Origin of the sequence: Aureimonas sp. SK2 (assembly GCF_029813115.1) — a bacterium.
Taxonomy (GTDB): domain Bacteria; phylum Pseudomonadota; class Alphaproteobacteria; order Rhizobiales; family Rhizobiaceae; genus Aureimonas.
On the sequence record NZ_JAPZDS010000011.1, the window covers coordinates 24,356 to 49,434 of the forward strand.

Consider the following 25,079-nt stretch of genomic DNA (forward strand, 5'->3'; position numbering starts at 1 on the left):
GATCGGGCCAACGGAACCGAAGCGTCGGGCGATCGGTTCCGGCGACCGCATCGGCACGAGGCGGAGAATCCCCATGCTTCCATCGCTCAGCGAAGGCTACCGCGCCCTGGTCTTCGGGGCGACCGGCGGCATCGGCCGGGCGATCGTGGAGGCGCTGCAGAGCGATCCGCGCTGCGGGAGCCTCACCGGCCTGTCGCGGCGGGACGGGTTCGACCTCGAGGACGAGGCCTCGATCGCCGCCGCCGCGGAGCGGCTCGGCGGCCAGACCTTCGATCTCCTGTTCGATGCGACGGGTGCTCTCACGATCGACGGAACGGGTCCGGAAAAGTCCCTGCGGGCGATCGATCCCGCTGCCATGGCACGCCAGTTCGCGGTCAACGCCATCGGCCCGGCGCTGATCCTCAAGCATTTCGCGGGGCTCCTGCCGCGCGACCGTCGCTCCCTCTTCGGCACGCTCGGCGCCCGCGTCGGCTCGATCGGCGACAACCGCTTAGGGGGATGGATCTCCTACCGCGCGGCCAAAGCGGCGCTCAATCAGATCGTGCGCACGGCCGCCGTCGAGGTCGCGCGCACGAGACCGGAGGCGGTGCTCGCCGCGCTTCATCCCGGCACGGTCGAGACCCGCCTGTCCGACCCTTTCGCCGGCAGCCGCGAGCGGCTGACGCCGCAGGCCTCCGCCGCAGGGCTCCTGTCGGTTCTCGACGGCCTGCCGGCGGAGCGCAGCGGCTGTTTCGTTGCCTATGACGGAAAGCCGATCGAGTGGTAAGGCCTCACTTGCCCGCCTCGGCCTTGGCGAGCTTGTCGACCGTCGCGACATAGGCGTCGGCATCGAACTTCTTCAGCGTCGCGGGGCCGAGATAGCGGATGCTGCCGAAGATCGGACGCGAGCCCCAGGGCCGGTCGTGCAGGCCGAAGAGCCAGGCGACGTTGGTGAAGGAATTGGCGTCGCGCCCGTCGAGGAAATAGCGGTTGTTGAGCCGCAGAGCCGTGCGGAAGGCCTCCTCGGGAGAGGGCGACCATTCCACGATCTTCTTGCCCCAGTACATGCGGAGCTGGTTGTGCATGAAGCCGGTCTCGCGCATCTCGCGCATCGACGCGTTCCAGTACTCGTCGTGCGTCTCCCCGGCGGCGAGCTGCCGCTCCGTGTAGACGTGCTCGCGCTTGTCCTTCGCGTGCTCGCCGAGCGTCTTGCGGCACCAGTCGGGCAGGCAGGCGTAGTCGTCGTAGCGTTCCTCGTAGAAGACGTGGTTGGTCGCAAGCTCCCGGCGCACGATCAGCTCTTCGAGATAGGAGGCCTTGTCCTCGTCGCCGCCCGTCGTCGCCTCGCGCACGGCCAGCGCGATCTCCAGCGGGCCGATCTGCCCGAAATGGAGATAGGGGCTCATGTGTGAGGCGGCCGACGCCTCCGGCCGGTTTCGGTCGGTGCCGTAGGTCGCGAAGGATTTGCCGAGAAAGGCCTTCAGCCGCTTGCGCGCCTCGCCCTGTCCGCCGCGAAAGCGCTTCACCGCGCCGATCCCGTGATCGAGCTTCATGGACGCGACGAGCTTGGCGGGATCGGACAGGTCGAGCTTGGACTTCGGAACGTCCGCCGGCTCCTTGCGCTTCACCCGGCGCTCCGACAGCGGCACGAGGAACTCGTCCCAGAGCTTGTGGATCTTCGGGCGGAGCGTGCGCGCGGCGTACTCGTGCTTGGGAGAGGCGGTCTCGACGGGAACCACGACCTCCGTCTCGATCTGGTGCAGCGGGCAATCGATGGCCTTCGCGAGCTTTTGGCGCCATTCCTTCTCGATGCGCAGATACCCGCGGTCGGTGACGACCAATGCCGCCTTCTTCGACAGGCCGAGCGCCACCTCGTCCGGGCTTCCGAGCGCCCCATGGAACGTTACATGGCGCCGGGCGAGGTCCCGCTCGACCTCCGCCAGACCCTCGACCATGAAGTGGTAATGCCGCGCATTGCCGTCGGGAAAGGCGTCGGTCATGCCGAAGACGCAGGCGAGCGGCAGGTCGAGCTCGTTGGCCCGGTCGATCGCGTATTCCAACGCATGGTTGCCGTGAACGCGCTTGGCCGCCTGCATCCAGTAGAGGACATAGGCGCTGCCCTCCCTCGGCTCGCCGTCCTTCAGCATGCGGATGCGTTGCGGCTGGATCGTCATGCCACGGGTCCTTCGACGGGGGAGGGGCTCAGCCGCGACGCGGCACGGCGAGGCGGCGTTCGAGGAGGGTGAGGGCGTCGAACGAGAGGACGGCGAGAAGCCCGACGATCACCGCGCCCTGCACCACGAAAGCGAGATTGCCCGACAGAAGCCCCGCGATGATCACCTCGCCGAGCGTCGGCGCGCCGACCGTCGAGCCGATGGTCGCCGTTCCGAGGCCGACCACGACGGACAGGCGCAGGCCGGAAACGATCAGCGGCAGGGCGAGCGGCAATTCCACCCGCAAGAGCCGCTGCCGGGGTGTCAGTCCGACGCCGCGCGCCGCCTCGATCACCGGCGGCCCCGCCGCTCTCAGGCCCGCGACGGCGTTCTCGAAGATCGGCAGGAGGCCGTAGAGGAAGAGGGCGATCAGCGTCGGGGCGAGGCCGAAGCCGACGGCGGGCACGGCGAGCGCCAGCACGGCGACGGGCGGGAAGGTCTGCCCGACATTGACGATGCTGCGCGACAGGGGAAGGAAGTCGGCCCCGAACCGCCGGGTGACGAGGACGGCAAGGCTCGTCGCGACCACGAAGGCGGCCGAAATGGCCGCGGCGACGAGTTCGAGATGGCTCAAGGTGAGCGAGAGAAGGCTGGTCTGAGTGTAGATCGGTGCCGCGCCGTTGCTCGTCAGCGGCCGAAGGAGCGGCGCGAAGGCGTCCGGCGCGAGGAGAGCTGCCGCCAGCAGCGCCAGGGCCAGGACGCGGGCGAGGGGGGCGGCGAGCTTCACGCGGGGCGGGCCGCGCTCTGGATCAGCGCATCGCGCCGGATGATGCCGGCGGGCAGCCCGAGTTCGTCGAGGACGGGCGCCGCCTCGCGGCCCGACCAGAGGAGCTCGGCCAGCGCATCGCGGCGGTTGAGGCCGCGAGCCAGCGGTGCCCCGCCTGCCTCGCCAGGCTCGAGGAGCGCGTCTATCGCCTCCACCGCCAGGAGCCGCAAGGCCCGGTCGCCGCTGCCGACCATCTCCTCCACGAACCCGTCGGCGGGCCGCGCCAGGATCTCGGACGGCGTCGCGCATTGCACGACGCGCCCGTTGCGCATCACGGCGATGCGATGGCCGAGGCGGATCGCCTCCTCCATGTCGTGGGTGACGAGGACGATCGTCGTCTCCGTCGCCTTCTGGAGCGCTTCCAAATCACTCTGCGCCTTGGCGCGGATGATCGGGTCGAGCGCGCCGAAGGGCTCGTCCATCAGGAGGATGTTGGGCCGGGCGGCCAGTGCGCGGGCGACGCCGACGCGCTGCTGCTGGCCGCCCGACAATTCATGCGGCAAGCGGTCCGCGAAGTCGGCGGCGGGCATCTGGAAGAGATCGAGGAGTTCGTCGACCCGAGCCGCGACGTCGTTCTCGCTCCAGCCGAGGAGGCGCGGCACGGTGGCGATGTTCTGCGCGACCGTCCGGTGCGGAAACAGGCCGTGGTTCTGGATGACGTAGCCGATGCGCCGTCGCAGGAGGGGGCCGGGTACGGAGCGGATGTCGGTCCCGTCGATGCGGATCGTGCCGGACGTCGGCTCGATCATCCGGTTGATCATCCGCATCAGGGTGGTCTTGCCCGAACCGCTGGTCCCGACGATCGCCATCACCGTGCGCGGCTCGACGGTAAGCGAGACGTCGTCCACCACGGCCGTCTCGTCGTAGCGCTTGGTGACGTTGCGGATCTCGATCACGGGGCGTCTCCCTTTCGGGTGATGGTGGCGAAGTCGATGGCGGCGTCGAGGACGGTGGCCGAGGCGAAGGCGAGGGCGACGGTCGGCAGCGCGCCGAGAAGCACGAGGTCGGTGGCGTTCTGCCCGAGCCCCTGGAACACGAACACCCCGAACCCCCCGCCGCCGATCAGCGCGGCCACCGTCGCGAGGCCGATATTCTGCACGAGCACGATGCGGATGCCGGCGAGGATCACCGGCAGCGCCAGCGGCAGTTCGACGCCGACCAGGCGCTGGCGCCGCGTCATGCCGATGCCGGTCGCCGCGTCGCGTGCGGCCTCCGGCACGGCGGCGAGGCCCGCCAGGGTGTTGGCGACCACCGGCAGCAGCGAATAGAGCACCAGCGCGACGAGGGCCGGCGCCGCCCCGATGCCGCGCACGCCGAGCGCGGAAGCGCCGGGAACATGGAGCGCGATCCAGCCGAGCGGCGCGATCAGGAGGCCGAACAGCGCAATCGACGGCACGGTCTGCACGACGTTGAGGACGGCAAGGGCCGGAGCGCGGAGAGGCTTCACCCGCCAGGCGACGAGCGCGAAGGGAATTCCGAGCCCAACCGCGATCGCCATGGATCCGAAGGCGAGCGCGAGATGACGCAAGGCCTCTTGCGCGAAGCTCTCCCGCCGGACGGCATATTCGCGCATCACCGACAGTCCTTCGAAGAAGCCTGACCCGAGAAGTGCGAGCACCCCGGCCAGAACGAAACCGAGGAGAACGAGTCGCAGGGCCGGGCTCGGGCGCAGGCGCGTCAGCGCGTCCGTCGCCAGAAGCGCGAAGGCGGCGAGCGCCGTCCAGAAGCCGGAGGCCGGGGAGACCCGGGCATAGGGATTGCCGGGAGCGGCCAGGAACGCGGAGGCGAAGCCGATCGCCACAAGCAGCCCCGCCAGCCCAACCAGCGCCCCGCCGAGCCGAAGCACCGCGGGAAGGCGCAGGGCGCCGGCGACGGCCAATGCGAGGAGCAGGAAGAGAAGCGCCGGCCCCGCCGTGGAGGGCAGGGCGGCCAGCAACCCGTGCGCCTCGCCGGGAACGATGCGATTGGCCTTGGCCGTGGCAAAAGGCAGGGCCAGGAGCGCGAAGAGGAGGAGGAGCGCGGCGGGAACGCCGACCTTGTCCACCGACGCCCAGGCGAAGCGTCTGTCGCCCACGTCCGGCTCCGCCGGGGCGTCCGGCTCTCCGGTCCCGCCGACCGGCGCTCGGAGAAAAAGGACGGCCATGGCTCAACTCTCCGATACGCGTCGCACCGTCCGACATGCGGACACGCCATGTTCGTCACGCGATCCGCCGCGTCACTCGGAGATTATGGGGCAGGCAGACGATTCGTCAGGACCCTGCCCGCGTCTTGCGACCGCATGGCGCGGGCCTCCGAAGGGAAATCGACTGCTTCTCGACCGCTTTCGTGACCGTCGTCCCAGGGCGTGAGCGCGCCTGTGTATGCGACGAGCAAGCCGATCAGGGGAAGGTTGATCGACACGTCGAAAGAAAAGCATCCTTCGCGTTCGGCCTCGAAAGCTTCGCCCGATGGCAGGAGCGCTCTTGGAATGGGTAAGCCGAAGATGCTCCCCTTTTGGGGCAGGATCCTCAGTCGCTCGCCGTCCGGTATCAACCGTGAACCGACCCGAACCGGCCCGAACCGTTCGAAGAGCAGAGGACTCGATCCCCGATCGCCCGCCCACTGAAAGGAGCGGAGAACCTGACCGCCGAAGTTTCGTGTCCACATCTCCCCGTGACGATGGGGAGTGACGGTGACGCATATCGGCACCCGAAGGCCGGCACGCGGGAAGCCGAAGAGGGTCGCAAGCATGCGTGCCGGCGCTCCTCCACCGCGCCGGACATCGCAGACGCCCGCCCAACGGCGAACGCCGACACCCTCATGAAAGGCCTGAACCTGCGGCGGCAAGGAACCCAAGGCAGATCCCATGACCTGTCGGTAGGGGGAGGTCCCGGTCGTGCTCAAAGAACGCGGCTTCTATGCTCCGGCGCCGGGATCCAGCACGTGTCCCGCTTTCCGAACAGGCGGTACCGATTGCGGGCGACCCATCGGTACACTGTGTCCCGCAAGGGTCTCGGCACCAGACGAAACAGCGTCATCAGCCGCCAGGGAAAGCCGATGGCTTCGTAGATGCTCAGCACGGCATCGCTGTCCCGACGCAGGCGCTCCCCCTCGACGATGATCATGGTCGAAGGATCGTTGGGATCCATGCCATGCTGCCGATAGAGAGCCTGCCCGACCTCGCCCTGCATGGACGCCAGGCGGAAATGTCCGGTCCTGTCGTGATCGAGCACGAAGCGGGCATTGGCCGAGCAGAGGACGCATTCCGCATCGAAGAGAATGATGGGTCCACCCGTGGGCGAGGATGCGTTGGAGGGGAGGACCATGAGGGCAGCCTTTGCTCGGCGGCGGGGCGGCCCGCGGCGCATCCAGGCTAATGGAAATGCCGCCGGTCACCAAGACGCTCGGTGTCCGACCGATCGATCAGAAGCGGAAGCGCAGCGAGCCGATCACGTCGCGGCCCTGCTCGCGATAGCAGTAGCCGTTGTTGCAGAGCGAGGCGCGGTTGTCGAAGAGGTTGTTCGCGTTGACCTGCGCGCGGATGCCTTCGAGCCTGGGGTTCGCCGCGCCGAAGTCGTAGCTGACGGCCGCGTCGACCAGGATGCGCGAATCGTTCTCCCGCGTGTTGGCGTCGTTGGCTGGGTTGGCGCCGAGAAAGCGGCTTCCGATCCCGAGCCCCAAACCCTCGGCCGCGCCGGACTGCACCTCGTAGTTGCCCCAGAGCGAGAACTGGTGCTCGGGAATGCCCGCCACCTGGTTTCCGACATTGTCGCCCTCGGTGAAGGAAATGTCGGTGTAGGAATAGGCGGCGACAAGGCTCAGGCCTTCGGCAAGGGCGGCATTGGCCTGCAACTCGAAGCCCTGCGAGCGGACCGCGCCGGTCTGGATCTGGAAGAAGCCGGCGGTGTTGACCGGGTCGGTGACGAGGAGGTTGTCCTGCTCGATGCGGAAGAGCGCTGCGTCCACCGTCAGGCCGATCCAGTCCGGCGCGTATTTGACGCCGACCTCGACCTGCTCGCCCCGCGTCGGATCGAAGGGCGACCCGTCGAAGGCGGTGCCGACGGTCGGCGCGAAGGAGGTCGAGACGTTGGCGTAAGGGGTGACGCCGTTGTCGAAGAGATAGGACAGCCCGACGCGGCCGGAAAAGTTGCGGTCTTCGGCGCGCACCGTGGCGGACGGGTCGTTGTTGTTGAACGTGTCGGTGTCCAGCCAGTCGTACCGGCCGCCGATGGTCAGGACGAGGCGTTCGTATTCGGCCTGGTCCTGAAGGTAGAGTCCGATCTGGCTCTGATGGGTCGTCGTGTTGACGAGGTTGTGGGACGTCGGGCCGGCGATCGGCTGCGCGCCGTAATTGCGCGTGACGAGGTTTAGGTCGGGCGCCGAAGCGCCGCCGTAGCGGTATTGGCCGTCGAAATAGGTGTAGTCGAGGCCGCCGAGCAGCGTGTGGGCGACGGCTCCGGTCTGAAAGTTGCCCTGGATCTGGTTGTCCACCGCTAGACCGTCGGCATCGTCCAGGATCTCGCCCGCGCTGCGGAAGGCCGAGAGCCCGCCGGGGTTGATCCCGAGCACCGAGGTGAAGCGCATGTCCGTACGGATCGACTGGTAGCGCAGGTTCTGGCGCACCGCGAGATTTTCGTTGAAGCGGTGCTCGAACTCGTAGCCGACGCGTCCCTGCGTCTGGTCGAGGTCGCGGAAGGCGGGGTCCCCCTGCTCGATGCCGGTAATGCGGGCGTCCGGCGTCGTGTAGAAGCCGCGCCCGCCGCCGGACTTGGTGTCGGTGTATTCGCTCAGGAACGTGAACTGGGTGTCGCGGTCGTCCGAGCGCAGGGTGAAGGCGGGGGCGATATAGGTGCGGTCGTCGCGCGCGGCGACGAACTCGGTGTCGGCCGAGCGCTTGATGCCGGTGAGGCGGTAGAGGACGTTCCCGTTGCCGCCGAGCGGGCCGGAGGCGTCGAAATTCGCCTGATAGTGGTTGTCGGTGCCGATCTGGCCGACGACCTCGCGGAAGGGCGCGTCGGTCGGGCGCTTGGTGACGAGGTTGACGATGCCGCCGGGCGCGGACGCGCCGTAGAGGACCGAGCTCGGCCCTTTCAGGATCGAAACGCCCTCCAGCCCGTAGGGCTCGTTGCGGAAGAAGGCGAAGGAGCCGCCGAGCGAGCGCAGGCCATCGCGGTAGTAGCCCGTATTGGCGACGTTGAAGCCGCGCACATACAACGTGTCGAAGGCCGGATCGAAGCCGAACGTGCCGGCCCGCACGCCAGCCGAGTAGCGCGCCGCTTCGACCAGCGTCTGGACGTTGCGGTCGTCGAGTTCCTGCCGCGAGACGACGGAGACGGCCTGAGGCACCTTGCGCAGGTCGGTATCGGTCTTGGTGCCGACGCGAGCCTCGCGTCTGACATAGCCGTCCGTCTTCAACCCGCCGCCGATCCCGACACCTGTCGCCGCGCCTCCGGAGCCCGAGCCCGCGCCGTCCACCACGACCGTATCGAGAACCACGTCCTGCGCCGCCGCAGGAAATGCTAGCGCCGGCAGACTGCAGCCGAGAAGGGCGGCGCATCGAACGGCGCGAAGGGTTCGGGATGGGGTTCGCATGTGGGCCGCTTTCGATCTGTGGCGATTTCGAGGCACGTCCTTTCAAAGCTGACTACGATAGTCAAGTAATGGCGACGGCGAACTGTCGGCGTGGCTGAGGATGAGGCGAGTGCCCGTCTGGGGCCGTGTCATGCAAGTGCCGTTCCCGCTTTCGGCGGTAAGCCCAAAGCTGCTAAGGGAGCCGCGTGAGCGACATCCCTTCTCCCAGAACCGCCATCTACGGTGCGCCGCCCTCCGATCTCGTCGACGTGCCGGACGATGCCGTCCAGGTGTCGCCGCTTCGCCCCGGCGCGGCGGCGCTGGAGGACCTGCCCGGGAAGTCCCTTGAGGCGATCGTCGTCGCAGCACCGCCCGGCTCGGTCGAGCGCCGCTTCGTGCTGGCGCATGCCTTGCGCGCGCTCGCCCCCGGCGGCACGCTTGCAGCGCTCGCGCCCAAGGACAAGGGGGGGCAGCGCCTGCGTGGGGAACTCGAAGCCTTCGGTTGCACGGTGGCCGAGCGCTCGAAAGCCCGCCAGCGGATCTGCACCGCGACGCGGCCCGAAACCGTGTCGGGAGTGGCCAAGGCCATCGCGGAAGGGGCTCCCGTCGTCGTGGACGACATGGGCCTCCATTCGCAGCCCGGCGTCTTCTCCTGGAACCGGGTCGATCCCGGCACGGCGCTTCTCCTGCGCCATCTGCCGTCCTTCAGCGGCCGGGGCGCCGACCTGGGCGCCGGGCTCGGCATTCTGGCGAGAGCCGTTCTGGCATCCGCCGCCGTGTCCGAGCTGACGCTGGTGGAGCTCGACCGGCGCGCGGTGAACGCGTCGAAGGCCAACCTCGCCGATCCGCGCGCCCGCTTCCTCTGGGCGGACGCGCGTTCGGTCGCACTCGCCGACCTCGACTTCGTCGTATCCAACCCGCCCTTCCACGCCGAAGGCATCGAGGACCGCGCGCTCGGCCAGTCCTTTATCGCGGCCGCCTCGCGCATGCTGCGCCGCTCGGGAACGCTGGTTCTGGTGGCCAACCGCCACATGCCCTATGAGGAGACCCTGCGCGCCGCCTTCCGCAGCATGACCGTTCTGGCCGACGAGGCCGGTTACAAGATCATCGAAGCGCGCAAATGACCAAGGTGCCGACCTCCCGCCTCGACAAGCTCCTCGCCAATATGGGCTACGCCTCGCGCCGCGAGATCCAGCTGTTGGCGAAGAACGGGCGCATCCGGCTGGACGGGGCGCCCGTCGCGCGTGCCGACGAGCGCATCGCCCTGACCGCCGACCTCGAAACGCGCCTTGTGGTGGACGGGGAGCCGCTCGATCCGCTGCCGGGCTTCGCCCTCATGGTCCACAAGCCGCTCGGGGTCACCTGTTCGCACAAGGAGGCGGGGCCGCTCGTCTACGAGCTCCTGCCCGCGCGCTGGCGTCGGCGCGATCCGGCGATCTCGACGGTCGGGCGGCTCGACAAGGAAACGTCCGGACTCCTCCTGATGACGGACGACGGGGCGCTGCTCCACCGCATCATCTCGCCGAACCGGCATGTGCCGAAGATCTATCGAGCCCGTCTCGCCCGACCGATGACGGGCACCGAAGGCGAGCTGTTCGCCTCGGGCACGCTGATGCTGGACGGCGAGGACAAGCCGCTGAAGCCCGCCGAACTCACCGTGGTCGGCCCGCAGGAGGCCCTGCTCGAGGTGCACGAGGGGCGCTACCATCAGGTACGCCGTATGTTCGCGGCGGCGGGCAACCATGTCGAGGCGCTGCATCGCGAGGCGATCGGGTGCCTCGCGATGCCGGCGGACCTCGCGCCCGGCCAGATTCGCCGCCTCGGCGAAGCCGATCTCGCCGCCATCTTCGCGGCCGCTTGACACGCCGCGGTTGACGAGGCCCTGCGGCATCCCAATGTCACGCTGAAGCCACCCTTTCGCGCTTTGGGTGGGCAAACGCTCGAATCGCATCTGGATCTGGACACATGGCCGCGAGGCTTCGCAGGATACTGACGGGCCTACTCGTGCTCGGCCTCGGGGCAGGCGCCTATCTCGCGTTCGACCGGGTTGCCGAGCGATCGGACGCGGCCGTGATGACCCCGGCCGCCCGCGAGCCCGGCCCGGTGGAACTCGCCGCCTTCGAGGTCGAGACGCTGACGGCGCGCGATTTCGCGCGTACCGTCGCCGTGTCCGGGCCGGCGCGCCCGATCAGGCGCGCCGTGGTGACGGCCGAGGTGTCGGGCCGCCTGTCCGAGGTCGGCGTCGAGGTGGGCCAGAAGGTGACGGCCGGCGACGTGCTCGCGCGTTTCGACGAGACCCTCCTGCGCTCCGCCCTGTCGGCGCGCGAGGCGACGCTGGAGGCGCGGCGCTCCGAGATCCGGCTGGCGGAATGGACCTTGGAGCGGCGCGAGCAGCTCGGCAATCGCGGCATCGCGTCCGAGGCCGATCTTCTCGCCGCTCAGTCGCAGCTTCTCAATCTCCAGGCCCAGGCCCGCGCGCTGGAGGCCGAGGTCGGCGACGCCCGCAAGGCCCTCGAGGACGCGGTGGTGACCGCGCCCTTCGACGGCATCGTCGCGACCCGCGCGGTGGAGCCCGGCCAGACCGTCGCGATGAACGCCGAGCTTCTGCAGCTCGTCGACCTCTCGTCGGTCGAGGTGGAGGCCAGCGTGCCGACGAGCCGCATCGGCGAAATCGCCGCCGGACAGGTCGCTCGCCTCAGGTTCGAGGGGGCCGGCGACCGCCTCTTCGAGGGGCGGGTGTCGCGGATCGCGCCCGAGGCCGGGGCGGGGTCGCGTGCCATCAGCGTCTTCGTGACCCTTCCCAATCCCGACGGCGCGATCCGGGGCGGCATGTTCGCCGTCGGCGAGATCGCCGTGGAATCGATGGAACAGGTCGTCGCGCTTCCCGTCGCCGCCATTCGTCGCGACAATGCGGGCAGCTTCGTGCTGGCCGCGAAGGACGGCAGGCTGGAGCGGCGGGCCGTCGAGACGGGCGCCAGCCTGCCGCGCGAGGGGCTGGTCGTCGTCAGCGCCGGCCTTGCGCCGGGCGAGACGGTGGTCGTCGCGCCCTTGCCCGATCTCCAGGCCGAGACGGCGGTGACGATCGAGGGCGCCGGCCCGGCATGATCCTCACCCGTATCAGCGTCGCCCATCCGGTCTTCGCCACCATGATGATGGTGGCGATCCTGGTGATCGGCCTGTTCTCCTACAGCCGGCTCGGCCTCGACCAGTTTCCGGATGTCGACCTGCCCGTGGTGGTGGTGGCGACGACCTATTCCGGCGCATCGCCCGAAACGGTGGAGTCGGAGATCACTCGCCCGGTGGAGCAGGCCGTCAACACGATCGGCGGCGTCGATCGCGTGACGTCGCAGAGCTTCGAGGGGCGCTCGCTCGTCATCGTCGAGTTCACGCTCGACACGGATTCGCGCACCGCCGCGCAGGAGGTCCGCGACCGGGTCTCGCGCCTGGAGGCCGGCTTTGCCGACGGCATCGACACGCCGCAGATCACGCGCTTCAATCCCGACGACCAGCCGATCCTTTCCCTTGCGGTGTCCTCGGCCACGAAGACGCTGCCCGAGCTCACGACGATTGCCGATCAGGTCATCACGCGGCGGCTGAACGTCGTGCCGGGGGTCGGCCAGACCACGATCGTCGGCGGCGCCGAGCGGCAGATTCAGGTGCTGCTCGATCCCGATCGCATGGCGGCCTTCGGCGTCGCGCCGTCCGGCGTGATGGAGGCGATCCGCCGCGAGAACCAGGACATCGCCGCCGGCACGCTGACCGCCGGCATCACCGGACGCAACGTGACGGTGGAAGGGCGCATCGCGGATGTCGCCGGCTTCGAGCGCATCATCGTCACGTCCGATGCGGGGGCGCCCATCCGGCTTGCGGACGTCGCCACGGTTCGCGAGGGCGGCGCCGAGCTGACGAGCCGCGCGAGCTACGGCGGCGTGCCGGCGCTCGGCGTCGACGTGGTGAAGGTCCAGGGTGCCAACACGGTCGCGGTCGCTCGCGCGCTCCAGGGCGAAATCGAGCAGCTGCGGAGCGAGCTGGGCGCGCAGGGCATCGATCTCGCCGTCTCACGCGACAACTCGCGCTCCATCGCCGCGCAGGTCCGGGACGTCCAGCGCACGCTGATCGAAGGCGCGATCCTGACCGTTGTGATCGTCTTCCTGTTCCTGAACTCGTGGCGGTCCACGGTGATCGTGGGCACGACGCTGCCGATCTCGGTGATCGGCACCTTCGCCGCGATCCATTTCCTCGGCTTCACGCTCAACACGATGACGCTCCTAGCGCTCTCGCTGTCGATCGGCATCCTGATCGACGACGCGATCGTGGTTCGCGAGAACATCACGCGGCACCTCCATATGGGCAAGTCGCACCGGCAGGCCGCGATCGACGGCACGAACGAGATCGGCCTCGCGGTCCTGGCGACGACGCTCTCGATCGTCGCGGTCTTCCTGCCGGTGGCCTTCATGGGCGGCATCATCGGCCGCTTCTTCCTGGAGTTCGGCGTGACGGTGGCGGTGGCCGTCGTGATCTCGCTCTTCGTTTCCTTCACCTTCGACCCTATGCTCTCCAGCGTCTGGTACGATCCGGCCGCGGAAAGGGACGCCAGGCGCGGCCCGATCGGCCGCCTCGTCGCGCGCTTCGATCGCGCCTTCGAGCGCACCGCCGCGCGCTATGCGTCGGTGATCCGCTGGACGTTCCGCCATCGTGTGATCACGCTGGGCGTGATCCTTCTCACCTTCGGCGCCAGTCTGGCTCTCGTGCCGCGGATCGGCGCGGAGTTCGTGCCGGCCGGCGACCTCGGCGAGTTCACCGTGTCGATCGAGACGCCCGAAGGCTCCTCGCTCGACTACACCGCCATGAAGGTGGCTCAGGTCGAGCGCGTGATCGCCGAGGTGCCCGAGGTCGCGTCCTACTACTCGACGGTCAACGCCGCGGCCGCGCGCGGCTTCAACTCGGCCAGCATCGCGGTGACGCTCGTCCCCATTACCGAGCGCAGCCGCGCCACGATGGATCTGGCCGAGCCTCTTCGCGAGCGCCTGTCGCGCATCGCCGGACTGACGGTCTCCGTCAATCAGCCCTCGATGGGCGGCGGGGGCGGGGGAGCGGATGCCAAGCCCCTGCAGGTGTCGGTGCTGGGCGAGGGCGAGGCGGAACTCGACCGCCTGTCCGACGAGATCATGACGCGGCTGCGCGCCATTCCCGGTGCGGTCGAAGTGGAATCGACGCTGGACGACGAGCAGCCGACCCTGGCCGTGCGGATCCGGCAGGAGGCCGCGAGCGACCTCGGCGTGTCCCTCCAGGCGATCGGCGACACGCTTCGCCCTCTCGTCGCCGGTGACGCGATCTCGGTCTGGAACGCGCCGGACGGCGAGACCTACGACGTCCTCGTGCGACTTCCCGAGACCGGGCGCGAGCGGGCGGCGCAGTTACGCGAACTGCGCGTCGCCTCCAGCCGGCAGGATGCGAGCGGGCGACCGGTCCTCGTTTCACTCGACCAGGTGGCCGATGTCGTGGACAGCGTCGCGCCGTCCTCGATCAACCGGCGCGACCTTCAGCGCGAAGTGCGCATCTCGGCCAATGTCGAGGGGCGGGCACTCGGCGAGGTCGTTTCCGACTTGCAGCGCGAGATCGCGACGCTCGACCTGCCGCCGGGCTACCGGGTGATCTTCGGCGGCGAGGCGGAGGACATGGCCGAGAGCTTCGGTTACGCCGTTCAGGCGCTGGGCCTCGCCGTCATTTTCATATACCTGATCCTCGCCTCGCAGTTCGGCTCGTTCCTCCAGCCGCTGGCGATCATGACCTCGCTGCCGCTTTCGCTGATCGGCGTGCTGCTCGGGCTCCTGGCGACGGGCTCGACGCTCAACATCTTCTCCATCATCGGCTTCATCATGCTGATGGGCCTCGTAACGAAGAACGCGATCCTCCTCGTCGACTATTCCAACCAGGCGCGGCTACGCGGGCTTTCGCTTCGGGAGAGTCTGGTCGAGGCCGGGCAGGTGCGCCTGCGTCCGATCGTGATGACGACGCTCGCGATGATCTTCGGCATGCTGCCGCTGGCCCTGGGCCTCGGCGAAGGCGGCGAACAGCGCGCGCCCATGGCCCATGCCGTCATCGGCGGGCTCCTGTCCTCCACCGTTCTGACCCTGATCTTCGTGCCCGTGGCGCTGACCTATCTCGACGGGCTCGCCAGGCGCGTGCGCCCATGGCTGCCGCGCTCGGCCGACGCCGCCCATCCCGAAAAGGCCGCACAGCCCGCCGAGTAGGGCGCGGCGAGCGCAAACGTTCCGCGCAAAGGCCTGTGGACGCAACGGACGCGTCTTGTGTTTGCGCCGCGCAGGCGGTGAGATGAGCGTCTCGGGAGCGATGCTCCCATCCATGTCCGCGCGCGGACAGGCAGGAGACCCGCATGATCCGAAACGCATCCCTCGCGCTCGCCACCCTTTCGGTCGGTCTCGGCCTCGCCGGCTCGGCCCTGGCGGCCGACCCCGCCGCCTGCAAGACCGTGCGCATGTCCGATCCCGGCTGGAGCGACATCACTTCCACCAACGCCCTCGCCGGCGTGGTGCTCGATGGGCTCGGCTACGAGCAGACGGTGGAGACGCTCGGCGTTCCCGTCGGCTACCAGGCGCTGGCCAACAAGCAGATCGACGTCTTCCTCGGCAACTGGATGCCGGCACAGCAGAAGTTCCGCGACGAGCTCGAGGCCAACAAGACAGCCGAGGTGCTGACGCGGAATCTCGAAGGGATTCGCTTCACGCTGGCGGTGCCGAACTACGTCGCCGAAGGCGGGGTGAAGGACGTGAAGGACCTCGCCGCCAACGCCGACAAGTTCAAGAAGGAAATCTACGGGATCGAGCCCGGCGCGCCGGCCAACCAGAACATCCAGTCCATGATCGACGCGCCGGCCTACAACCTGAGCGGCTGGAAGCTCGTCGATTCGAGCGAGCAGGGCATGCTCTCCCAGGTCCAGCGCGCTTCGCGCTCGAAGGACTGGATCGTATTTCTGGGTTGGGAGCCCCATCCGATGAACAATATGGGCCTGACCTACCTGTCGGGCGCCGACGAGTTCTTCGGCAAGAACTATGGCGCGGCCGAGGTCTTCACCCTCGCCCGTACAGGCTACGCCACCGATTGCCCGAACGCTGCCAAGTTCTTCACGCAGCTTCGCTTCACCGTGGATCAGGAAAACGAGATCATGGCGGCGCTTGCCGATGGAACGGAGGCGGACAAGGCGGCCCGGGACTGGCTGAAGGCCAATCCCGGCGTGCTCGACGCTTGGCTCGCCGGCGTGACGACGCTTGACGGCCAGCCCGGATTGCCGGCCGTCAAGGCCGCGGTCGAGGGCTGATCGCGCATAATGCTTGACGGGCGCGGGGCGTCGCGGTCATTGCCGCGACGGATCCGATCTCACAGACCCCGAGCCCGTCATGAACCAGAGCCGGCCCAACTTCCTGATCATCATGGTGGACCAGCTGAACGGGACGCTGTTTCCCGACGGGCCGGCCCGTTTCCTCCATGCGCCCAATCTCAAGGCGCTGGCCGCGCGCTCGGCCCGCTTCGTCAATTCCTATACCGCGAGCCCGCTCTGCGCGCCGGCGCGCGCCTCCTTCATGAGCGGGCAGTTGCCGTCCAAGACGCGCGTCTACGACAACGCCGCCGAGTTCGCGTCGGACATCCCGACCTTCGCCCACTACCTGCGCCGGGCAGGCTATCGCACCTGCCTCTCGGGCAAGATGCACTTCGTCGGTCCCGATCAGCTCCACGGCTTCGAGGAGCGGCTGACGACGGACGTCTATCCCGCCGACTTCGGCTGGACGCCCGACTACACCAAGCCCGGCGAGCGGATCGACTGGTGGTACCACAATCTCGGCTCGGTGACGGGCGCGGGCGTCGCCGAGATCACCAACCAGCTCGAATACGACGACGAGGTCGCCCATCACGCCGGCGCCAAGCTCTACGATCTGTCGCGCGGCCACGACGACCGGTCCTTCTGCCTGACCGTGTCCTTCACCCATCCGCACGACCCCTATGTCGCGCGGCGGCGCTTCTTCGACCTCTACAATGACGCGCCCGCCTTGCTGCCGGCGGTGGAGCGGATCGAGTTCGCCGACCAGGACCCGCATTCCCAGCGCCTGATGATCGCCTGCGAGGACGGCACCTACCGCATCACGGACGACATGATCGCCCGCTCGCGCCAGGCCTACTTCGCCAATATCAGCTATATCGACGAGAAGGTCGGCGAGCTGCTCGGCATCCTCGAGCGCACGCGGATGCTGGACGACACGGTGATCCTCTTCGTGTCCGACCACGGCGACATGCTGGGCGAGCGCGGCCTCTGGTTCAAGATGAACTTCTTCGAGGGCTCGGCCCGCGTGCCGCTGATGGTCTCGGCCCCCGCCCTGCCGCCCGGCCCCTACACGCAGCCCGTCTCGACCCTGGACGTCCTGCCGACGCTGGCGGAGCTTGCCGGCATCGACCTGTCCGACGGAGCGCAGTGGCTCGACGGCATCTCGCTCCTCGATACCGCGCGGCGGGGCGAACGTGCGCGCTCCGTCCCCATGGAATACGCCGCCGAGGCGTCGGTCGCGCCGATGGTCGCCATCCGGCGCGGACGCTGGAAGTTCACTCGCTGCGCCGCCGATCCCGATCAGCTCTTCGACCTCGAAGCGGATCCTTCGGAGCTTCGCGATCTCGCGGGCGATCCTGCCCATGCCGAGGTGCTGGCCGGCTTCGACAGGGAGGCGAAGGCGCTCTGGAACCTGCGTTCCTTCGACGCGGACGTGCGCCAGAGCCAGGCGCGGCGGCACGTCACCTACGAGGCGCTGCGCAACGGCGCCTACTACCCGTGGGATTTCCAGCCGCTGCAGAAAGCCTCCGAGCGCTACATGCGCAACCACATGGATCTCAACGTCCTGGAGGATTCTCAGCGCTTCCCGCGGGGCGAATAAGCGCACCTCGTGCATGTGGAAAGCGAAAAGTGAAGCCTTCTCATGGCTTTGCGCTGTCATGAAAGCAACGTAAGTTCGACATGCGACTGTTGGTTCGCGCCGCTAGGAGGGCGGCGACGGACCGTGGCCATCAAGGCCCGGCGCTGGGAGCCTTTGCGATGACCAAGACGACGACCGCCGCTGCGACCCTCGTGGCCGCCCTTTTCGCTTCGACCGCCGCCATGGCGCAGACCGAGATCCAGTGGTGGCACGCCATGAGCGGCGCCAACAACGATGTCGTCGAGCAGCTCGCCAAGGAATTCAACGAGAAGCAGTCCGACTACAAGATCACCCCGGTCTTCAAGGGCACGTACCCCGAGACGCTGAACGCCGGCATCGCCGCCTTCCGGGCCAAGCAGGCGCCCGCCATCATCCAGATCTTCGATGCCGGCACGGGCGTGATGATGGGCGCCGAGGGCGCCATCAAGCCGGTCGCCGAGGTGATCGAGATGGGCGGCCAGAGCTTCGACAAGTCGAAGTACCTGCCGGGCATCGTGTCCTATTATTCGAAGCCCGACGGGACGATGCTCAGCTTCCCGTACAATTCGTCCTCGCCGATCATGTACTACAACAAGGACGCCTTCCAGAAGGCGGGCCTGGACGTCGACAACCCGCCCAAGACCTGGCCCGAGGTCTTCGAGGCCGCCAAGAAGATCAAGGCGTCGGGCGCCGCGCCCTGCGGCTTCACCTCGACCTGGCTGACCTGGATCCAGACCGAGAACTTCGCCGCCTGGAACAACGTGCCCTACGGCACCAACGAGAACGGGCTCGCCAGCCTGGACGTCAAGCTCCAGATCGACGCGCCGATCTTCGTCGAGCACTTCCAGGCGATCGCCGACCTCGCCAAGGACGGTACCTTCCGCTACGGCGGCCGCACCTCCGAGGCCAAGCAGCTCTTCCTGTCGGGCGAATGCGCCATGATGACCGAATCGTCGGGCGGCCTCGGCGACGTCGTGAAGTCCGGCATGAACTACGGCACGGGCCAGCTTCCCTACGACCCGAACGGCAACGGCGCGCCGCAGAACACCATCCCCGGCGGCGCCAGCCTCTGGGTCTTCGGCGGCAAGTCGGACGAGGAGTACAAGGCCGTCGCTGCCTTCTTCGACTTCCTCTCGCAGACCGATATCCAGTCGCGCCTGCATCAGGTCTCGGGCTACCTCCCGGTGACGCTCGCCGCCTACGAGGCGACCAAGGCCAGCGGCTTCTACGAGAAGAATCCGGCCCGCGAGATCCCGATCCAGCAGATGATGGGCAAGGCCCCGACCGAGAACTCCAAGGGCGTGCGCCTGCCCAACCTGCCGCAGGTGCGCGACATCATGAACGAGGAGTTCGAGGCCATGCTCAACGGCAGCCAGGACGCCAAGACCGCGCTGACCAAGGCCGTGGAGCGCGGCAACGCGGCCATCGCCCAGGCCGCCGGCCAGTAAGCTTTCGCCCGTTCCAGCGCCTCGCCGTTTCCCGGCGGGGCGCTCCCACTCGTGTCAGGGCGTCCGCTTGCAGACCCGCGTCATCTTTCCCAACAAGTTCCTGCCCTACCTGCTGCTCGCGCCGCAGGTTCTCGTCACGCTCGTGTTCTTCTACTGGCCGGGCGCGCAGGCGCTCTACCAGTCGGTCCTGCGCGAGGACGCGTTCGGACTGAAGACCGAGTTCGTCGGCCTCGCCAACTTCCGGCAGGTTCTCACCGATCCGGGCTACCTCCACGCCCTGCAGACGACGATCGTCTTCAGCCTGTCGACCGCCGTGCTCGCCATGGGCCTCGCGCTGCTGCTCGCGACCTCGGCCGAGAAGGTGCTGCGCGGCAAGGCCTTCTACCGGACGCTCCTGATCTGGCCCTATGCCGTGGCACCCGCGATCGCCGGCATGCTCTGGCTCTTCATGTTCAACCCGACCATGGGCACCTTCGCCTACATGCTGCGTGCGGCTGGCTACAACTGGGACCCACTGTTGCAGGGCGACCAGGCCATGCTCCTGGTGATCGTGGCCGCCGCCTGGAAGCAGATTTCCTACAACTTCCTGTTCTTCGTGGCCGCGCTCCAGTCCATCCCGCGCTCGCTGATCGAGGCCGCGGCGATCGACGGCGCGCGGGGGCCGAAGCGCTTCTGGACGATCGTCTTTCCGCTGATCGCGCCGACGACCTTCTTCCTTCTGGTCGTCAATACCGTCTACGCCTTCTTCGACACGTTCGGCATCATCGATTCGGTGACCGGCGGCGGCCCGGCCAAGGCGACGGAAACGCTGGTCTACAAGGTCTACACGGACGGCTTCGTGAACCTCAATCTCGGCGCCTCGGCTGCCCAGTCGGTGATCCTGATGGCGATCGTCGTGGCGCTTACCGCCTTCCAGTTCCGCTTCGTCGAGCGGCGCGTGCACTACGGGTGAGGCGATGATCGAGAACCGCCCCTTCGCCACCGCGCTCGCCCATTGCGTCCTGATCCTCGGCGTCCTGATTGTCGCCTTCCCGATCTACTACACGTTCGTCGCCTCAACCCTCTCGGTGCCCGAAATCCTGCGCCCGCCGCTGCCGCTCCTGCCCGGCGAACACTTCGCCGAGAATTATGGCCAGGCGCTGTTCGGCGGCGTGGGGCGGATCGGCGGCGTCGACGTCTGGACGCTCCTGTTCAACACCTCGGTCATGGCCTTCGGCATCGCGATCGGTAAGATCGTGATCTCGCTCCTTTCGGCCTTCGCCATCGTCTTCTTCCGCTTTCCCTTCCGGATGGCGTTCTTCTGGCTGATCTTCATGACGCTGATGCTGCCCGTCGAGGTGCGCATCCTGCCGACCTACAAGGTGATGGTCGATCTCGGCCTGATCGACACCTATGCCGGACTGATCCTGCCTCTGGTGGCGTCCGCCACGGCGACGCTCCTGTTCCGCCAGTTCTTCCTGACCATCCCCGGCGAACTGGTGGAGGCCGCGCGCGTCGATGCGGCGGGGCCGATGCGCTTCTTCAAGGACATCCTCCTGCCCCTGTCGAAGACCAACATCGCTGCACTCTTCGTCATCCTCTTCATCTACGGCTGGACCCAGTATCTCTGGCCGCTCCTCGTCACCAACGACAACTCCATGAACACGATCGTCATCGGCCTGAGGAAGATGATCTCCTTCGCCGACGCCGACACGCCGTGGAACCTCGTCATGGTGACGGCGATCCTCGCGATCCTGCCCCCCGTCCTCGTGGTGGTGCTGATGCAGCGCTGGTTCGTCAAAGGCCTTGTGGAATCGGAAAAGTAATGGCCTCGATCACGCTTCACGACGTCCGCAAGACCTATCCCAACGGGCAGGAGGCGGTGAAGGGCATCTCGCTCGACATCGCGGACGGCGAGTTCGTCGTCCTCGTCGGCCCCTCGGGCTGCGGCAAGTCCACGCTGCTGCGCATGGTGGCGGGGCTGGAGACGATCACCGGCGGCGAGGTCCGGATCGGCGAGCGGCGGGTCAACGACCTCGAGCCGGCCGACCGCGACATCGCCATGGTGTTCCAGAACTACGCGCTCTACCCCCATATGAGCGTGCGCCAGAACCTCGCCTATGGCCTCAAGAACCGGAAGATGCCGGCCCAAGAGATCGAGCGGCGCATCGGCGAGGCGGCACGGGCGCTCGAAATCGAGACCTATCTTGACCGCAAGCCGGGGCAGCTCTCGGGCGGCCAGCGCCAGCGTGTCGCCATGGGCCGGGCCATCGTGCGCGAGCCGGCGGCCTTCCTGTTCGACGAGCCGCTGTCCAACCTCGACGCCAAGCTGCGCGTCTCCATGCGCGCCGAGATCCGCCGCCTGCAGAAGCGGCTGAAGACGACGAGCCTCTACGTCACTCACGACCAGCTCGAAGCCATGACGCTGGCCGACCGGCTGGTGGTGCTCAACGCCGGACAGGTCGAGCAGGTCGGCACGCCGATCGAGGTCTACGAGCGCCCGGCCTCGCTCTTCGTCGCGAGCTTCATCGGCTCGCCCGCCATGAACCTCGTGCCTCTGGCCGACGCGCTGACCATCGAGGGCATGGACCGTGCGCTCGGTACCGCCCCGGGGGGCACGCAGGTGCTGGGTATCCGGCCCGAGCACGTCGCCATCCTCGACGGGGCAGGGGACGGACGTCCGGCCGTCGAGGTCACGCTGAACGCCATCGAGCGCGTCGGCGCCGAGACCTATCTCTACGGCTCACTGCCCTCGGGCGGCGCCGACATCGCCCTTCGCACGCCCGGCCACGTCCGCAAGGACCTCGGGGAGCGGGTGCGCGTCGGCTTCGAGCCGGCCGCGCTGCATCTCTTCTCCGCCGATACGGGACGCAGGGTTGCCTAGACTTTAGGCCGGTCTGCGGATTCTTTGATCTTGCCGCATTCGTCCTATCCCGCTATGTACCGCCTATCGCCGCTTGCGGGAGAGACCGGCCGAAAGGCCGGCGCCGAAGGAGCAACCGCCCCGGAAACTCTCAGGCAAAAGGACCGCGCGGCGCAAACCATATCCGGAGAGTGGCGATCCTTTCGGGTCGTCCGCCGACGAAGAAAGCGGTGGGGGAACGATTCCCTTTCCGTGAAACTTTCAGGCTATTGACGGAGGGGCGTGAACCAGACCCGCAGGATGCGGGGAAAGGATCCGTCGTGACCTCTGTTGCCGTCATCGGCGCCGGCATTACCGGCATCACCACCGCCTACAAGCTCCTGTCCCAGGGCCTGGACGTGACGGTCTTCGACCGCAACGCCTATTCGGCCATGGAAACCTCGTTCGCCAACGGCGGCCAGCTCTCGGCCTCCAACGCCGAGGTATGGAACTCGCCGTCCACCTTCATCAAGGGCATCAAGTGGATGCTCAAGAAGGACGCGCCGCTTCTCGTCCATCCCGCGCCGACCTGGCACAAGCTGTCCTGGATGGCCGAGTTCGTGCTCGCCGCGCGCTCCTACGAGGAGAACACGGTGGCGACCGTCAAGCTCGCCATCGCCGCGCGCCGTCACCTCATCGAGATGGCCGAACGCGAGGGCTTCGAGTTCGATCTCGTCAAGCGCGGCATCCTGCATGTCTACGAATCGAAGTCCGAGTTCGAGCATGCGACCCGCGTCAGCGCCCTCTACGCCAAGGGCGGGCTGGAGCGCCGAAGCCTGACCGACGCCGAGATCCATGCCATCGAGCCGACGCTTGCCGGCACGTTCCACGGCGGCTTCTTCACCGAGTCCGACTTCACCGGCGACATCCACAAGTACACGCGCGGCCTTGCCGACGCCGTCGTCCGCCGCGGCGGTAAGATCCGCTACGAGGCCGACGTCACGCAGCTCTCGACCCGCACCGAGGGCGGCGCGGCCGTCTTCTCCCGGACCGTGGGCAGCGAGGCGGAGCCCGCGCGCGAGGACTTCGATGCCGTGGTGGTCTGCGCCGGCGTGGCCAGCCGGCGTTTCGCGAGCCAGCTCGGCGATCGCGTCAACGTCTATCCCGTGAAGGGCTACTCGATCACCGTGAACCTGACCGACGAGGCCAGCCGCGCGGGCGCCCCTTACGTCTCGCTTCTCGACGACAAGGCCAAGATCGTCACCAGCCGTCTGGGCGAGGACCGCCTGCGCATCGCCGGCACCGCCGAGTTCGCGGGCGAGAACCGCGACATCCGCATGGACCGCATCAAGCCGCTGGTGGACTGGTGCCGCCATCGCTTCCCCGGTGTCTCGACCGCCTCGGTCGTGCCCTGGGCGGGCCTTCGCCCGATGATGCCCGACATGATGCCCCGCGTCGGCCGCGGCAAGGCCAAGGGCGTCTACTACAACACCGGCCACGGCCATCTCGGCTGGACGCTGTCTGCCATCACCGCCGACACGATCGCGGCGGAAGTCGCGGGCGACTATGCCGCGCCGGGCGTGTTCGTGCGCCCGGAGCTGAAGCCCGTGCCGGCGGTGCGCGCCGAAGCCGAGCGCCTCACCGAAGCGGCCTGACCGCCCGATCGAATGAAAGCCCGGCCCGACCCATCCGTCGGGCCGGGCTTTTCGCGTCAGCTCAGCGCCGTCTCGAAGGCGCTGGTCGCCAGCGTCAGCTCGACCGTTTCCGGCGTGTCCCCCGCGGCGCTCGCCGGCCACCGCGCGCCGAGGAACTGCGCCTTGGCCAGGCGCCTGACGTTGACGGCGTCGCTCTGGTTGCCGCCGAGCACGTAGAAGCCTCGCGCGTCCTCGCCCGCATAGAAGCCGACATGGCCCTTGCCGCTCGCGCGGCTTTCCCGCCAGAACACGAGCACGCTGCCGAGGCCCGGCTCGCACGCCCGCCCGAAGCGCATCCAGTTGCGCGCGCCGAGCGGATAGGCGGGCAGGGGCTCGTCCGCCAGGGTCGCCCCGATGCAATGGGCGACGAAGAGCCCGCACCAGGGGATGTCGTCGCCGGGATAGGGGATGCCGAGGCCCTTCGCCCAGTCCTCGATCACGGGATTGCTGCCGGGACCCGGCACCTCCCGCGTGCCGATCAGGCGGCGCGCCTCCTCGTACCACGGCCGGTCCGGTGCGCCTGCCTCCGCCGCGGCCTCCGGGAACAGGAGCGCGCGCGTCCGGGGGCCGATCACCCCGTCGGGAAGGAGCCCCCGGTCGCGCTGGAAGGCTCGGATCGCGGCCGCGGTCCGCCGGCCTCGGATGCCGTCGACCGGGCCGGGATCGAAGCCGAGCGACGCGAGCCGTGTCTGAATGAGGGATGTGGGATGCGCCATGTCCTGCCTCCTTCTGGCGGGGCGAGGGCGCCTTCGAGGGCGCCTTGCTGCGGAGGCGCATCATCCGGTGCGGGGCGCGGGCGGGGACGGATTGCGGAGATTGTGTCCGGCTAAAGGCATTTTCAAGCGCATTTTGTGGGTAGGCATCCCCCTCGTTTCCCCTATCTTGGGCGCCATGAACCTCCCCCCGACGCTCGACCCCGATCGCCACGCGCTGTTCATCGATTTCGACGGGACGCTCGTCGAACTCGTCGATCGGCCGGAGGATGTCCGCATCTCCCGGCAGGCTGTGGAGCGCCTCGCCGAGTTGCAGCGCGCCTGTTCGGGCGCCTTCGCGCTGCTCAGCGGGCGCCGCATCGCCGATCTCGACCATTTCCTGTCGCCGCTCGCCTTTGCCGCCGGCGGCGTGCACGGGCTGGAGCGGCGCGAGGAGCCGGGCGGCGCCGTCGTGCCGCTGGCCGGTCCGGCCGGCCTCGATCCCGTCCGACTGATCCTTTCGGTTGGCGTGACGGAGGAGCCGCGCCTCAGGCTGGAGGACAAGGGCACCGCGCTTGTGATCCACTATCGCGGCTATCCCGAACTCGAGGATGCGGCGATGGAACTGGTCAACCGCTCCGTCCGGGACGAGCCGGGCTTTGCCGTGATGAAGGGCGACAACATCGTCGAGGTGCATCTGGGCGGCATGGACAAGGGCAAGGCACTGGCCGCCTTCATGACGCGCGAGCCCTTCGTCGGCCGCGTGCCGGTCTATCTCGGCGACGACACGACCGACGAGTTCGGCTTCGCCGCCGTCAAGGCGCTGAACGGCGTCTCGGTCAAGGTCGGCAACGGGCCGAGCGAAGCGGACTACCGGCTCGCCGGCGTCGATTCCGTCCACCGCTGGCTCGGGGTGGAGCCGGTTTCGCAAGACGACGGCATCAGGGAGGCGTCTTGAG

Annotated in this window: 21 protein-coding genes and 1 riboswitch; of the genes, 13 read left to right on the forward strand and 8 right to left on the reverse strand. The window is 68.2% G+C overall.

Annotated features, from left to right (window positions below):
* The first annotated feature begins 73 nt into the window (after positions 1-73).
* The gene (locus O5O54_RS14570) at positions 74-766 is read left to right on the forward strand and encodes an SDR family NAD(P)-dependent oxidoreductase (protein WP_279482534.1); all 693 of its coding nucleotides are present in this window, start codon (positions 74-76) and stop codon (positions 764-766) included.
* Between the two features lie 4 nt (positions 767-770).
* On the opposite strand, the gene O5O54_RS14575 is transcribed toward O5O54_RS14570, so the two are convergent.
* The 7 genes from O5O54_RS14575 to O5O54_RS14605 form a co-directional block, all read right to left on the reverse strand.
* A complete protein-coding gene (locus O5O54_RS14575) occupies positions 771-2,153 on the reverse strand; it encodes a deoxyribodipyrimidine photo-lyase (protein ID WP_279482535.1) in 1,383 nt (460 codons plus the stop codon).
* 28 nt (positions 2,154-2,181) lie between these two features.
* Entirely contained in the window at positions 2,182-2,919 is a 738-nt protein-coding gene (locus O5O54_RS14580) for an ABC transporter permease (RefSeq protein ID WP_279482536.1), read from the reverse strand.
* On the reverse strand, positions 2,916-3,854 hold the full coding sequence (locus O5O54_RS14585; protein ID WP_279482537.1) for an ABC transporter ATP-binding protein: 939 nt from the start codon (positions 3,852-3,854) through the stop codon (positions 2,916-2,918). The genes O5O54_RS14580 and O5O54_RS14585 overlap by 4 nt, the downstream gene beginning before the upstream one ends.
* Positions 3,851-5,032, reverse strand: coding sequence for an ABC transporter permease (locus tag O5O54_RS14590; RefSeq protein WP_279482538.1), 1,182 nt, complete (start codon positions 5,030-5,032; stop codon positions 3,851-3,853). Before O5O54_RS14590 ends, O5O54_RS14585 begins: the two co-directional genes overlap by 4 nt.
* 152 nt (positions 5,033-5,184) lie before the next feature.
* The gene (locus O5O54_RS14595; RefSeq protein ID WP_279482539.1) at positions 5,185-5,805 is read right to left on the reverse strand and encodes a DUF4166 domain-containing protein; all 621 of its coding nucleotides are present in this window, start codon (positions 5,803-5,805) and stop codon (positions 5,185-5,187) included.
* A 32-nt stretch (positions 5,806-5,837) separates the two neighbouring features.
* Positions 5,838-6,263 carry a thiol-disulfide oxidoreductase DCC family protein gene (locus tag O5O54_RS14600; RefSeq protein WP_279482540.1) on the reverse strand — a complete coding sequence of 142 codons (426 nt, stop codon included), beginning with the start codon at positions 6,261-6,263 and terminating at the stop codon, positions 5,838-5,840.
* 97 nt (positions 6,264-6,360) lie between these two features.
* Positions 6,361-8,433 (reverse strand): TonB-dependent siderophore receptor, encoded by a 2,073-nt coding sequence (locus O5O54_RS14605; protein WP_279482541.1) that lies wholly within the window; start codon positions 8,431-8,433, stop codon positions 6,361-6,363.
* Between the two features lie 281 nt (positions 8,434-8,714).
* Here O5O54_RS14605 and O5O54_RS14610 point away from each other — a divergent pair, with 281 nt between their 5' ends.
* From O5O54_RS14610 to O5O54_RS14660, 11 genes are all read left to right on the forward strand, one after another.
* Entirely contained in the window at positions 8,715-9,632 is a 918-nt protein-coding gene (locus tag O5O54_RS14610; protein WP_279482542.1) for a class I SAM-dependent methyltransferase, read from the forward strand.
* On the forward strand, positions 9,629-10,369 hold the full coding sequence (locus O5O54_RS14615; RefSeq protein ID WP_279482543.1) for a pseudouridine synthase: 741 nt from the start codon (positions 9,629-9,631) through the stop codon (positions 10,367-10,369). The genes O5O54_RS14610 and O5O54_RS14615 overlap by 4 nt, the downstream gene beginning before the upstream one ends.
* Before the next feature lie 104 nt (positions 10,370-10,473).
* Positions 10,474-11,613 (forward strand): efflux RND transporter periplasmic adaptor subunit, encoded by a 1,140-nt coding sequence (locus O5O54_RS14620; RefSeq protein WP_279482544.1) that lies wholly within the window; start codon positions 10,474-10,476, stop codon positions 11,611-11,613.
* The gene (locus O5O54_RS14625) at positions 11,610-14,762 is read left to right on the forward strand and encodes an efflux RND transporter permease subunit (protein ID WP_279482545.1); all 3,153 of its coding nucleotides are present in this window, start codon (positions 11,610-11,612) and stop codon (positions 14,760-14,762) included. Before O5O54_RS14620 ends, O5O54_RS14625 begins: the two co-directional genes overlap by 4 nt.
* A gap of 143 nt (positions 14,763-14,905) precedes the next feature.
* Positions 14,906-15,847, forward strand: coding sequence for a choline ABC transporter substrate-binding protein (gene choX, locus O5O54_RS14630; protein ID WP_279482546.1), 942 nt, complete (start codon positions 14,906-14,908; stop codon positions 15,845-15,847).
* 79 nt (positions 15,848-15,926) lie between these two features.
* The gene (betC, locus tag O5O54_RS14635) at positions 15,927-17,447 is read left to right on the forward strand and encodes a choline-sulfatase (RefSeq protein ID WP_279482547.1); all 1,521 of its coding nucleotides are present in this window, start codon (positions 15,927-15,929) and stop codon (positions 17,445-17,447) included.
* 158 nt (positions 17,448-17,605) lie between these two features.
* Positions 17,606-18,913 carry a sn-glycerol-3-phosphate ABC transporter substrate-binding protein UgpB gene (gene ugpB / locus O5O54_RS14640; protein WP_279482548.1) on the forward strand — a complete coding sequence of 436 codons (1,308 nt, stop codon included), beginning with the start codon at positions 17,606-17,608 and terminating at the stop codon, positions 18,911-18,913.
* 67 nt (positions 18,914-18,980) lie between these two features.
* On the forward strand, positions 18,981-19,865 hold the full coding sequence (ugpA, locus tag O5O54_RS14645) for a sn-glycerol-3-phosphate ABC transporter permease UgpA (RefSeq protein WP_279482549.1): 885 nt from the start codon (positions 18,981-18,983) through the stop codon (positions 19,863-19,865).
* Positions 19,866-19,869: 4 nt separating this feature from the next.
* Complete coding sequence (ugpE, locus tag O5O54_RS14650; RefSeq protein ID WP_279482550.1) at positions 19,870-20,718, forward strand: sn-glycerol-3-phosphate ABC transporter permease UgpE; 849 nt, start codon at positions 19,870-19,872, stop codon at positions 20,716-20,718.
* Positions 20,718-21,776 carry a sn-glycerol-3-phosphate import ATP-binding protein UgpC gene (locus O5O54_RS14655; protein WP_279482551.1) on the forward strand — a complete coding sequence of 353 codons (1,059 nt, stop codon included), beginning with the start codon at positions 20,718-20,720 and terminating at the stop codon, positions 21,774-21,776. The genes ugpE and O5O54_RS14655 overlap by 1 nt, the downstream gene beginning before the upstream one ends.
* A 66-nt stretch (positions 21,777-21,842) precedes the next feature.
* Positions 21,843-21,932: riboswitch (glycine riboswitch) on the forward strand.
* Positions 21,933-22,075: 143 nt separating this feature from the next.
* On the forward strand, positions 22,076-23,389 hold the full coding sequence (locus O5O54_RS14660) for a D-amino acid dehydrogenase (protein WP_279482553.1): 1,314 nt from the start codon (positions 22,076-22,078) through the stop codon (positions 23,387-23,389).
* A 56-nt stretch (positions 23,390-23,445) separates the two neighbouring features.
* Here the strand turns inward: O5O54_RS14660 and O5O54_RS14665 are convergent, their stop codons facing one another.
* Positions 23,446-24,144: a TIGR02594 family protein gene (locus O5O54_RS14665; protein WP_279482554.1), complete on the reverse strand. Its 699-nt coding sequence runs from the start codon at positions 24,142-24,144 to the stop codon at positions 23,446-23,448.
* 175 nt (positions 24,145-24,319) lie between these two features.
* On the opposite strand from O5O54_RS14665, the gene otsB reads away from it, so the two are divergent.
* Entirely contained in the window at positions 24,320-25,078 is a 759-nt protein-coding gene (gene otsB, locus O5O54_RS14670; protein ID WP_279482557.1) for a trehalose-phosphatase, read from the forward strand.
* Position 25,079 lies beyond the last annotated feature (1 nt).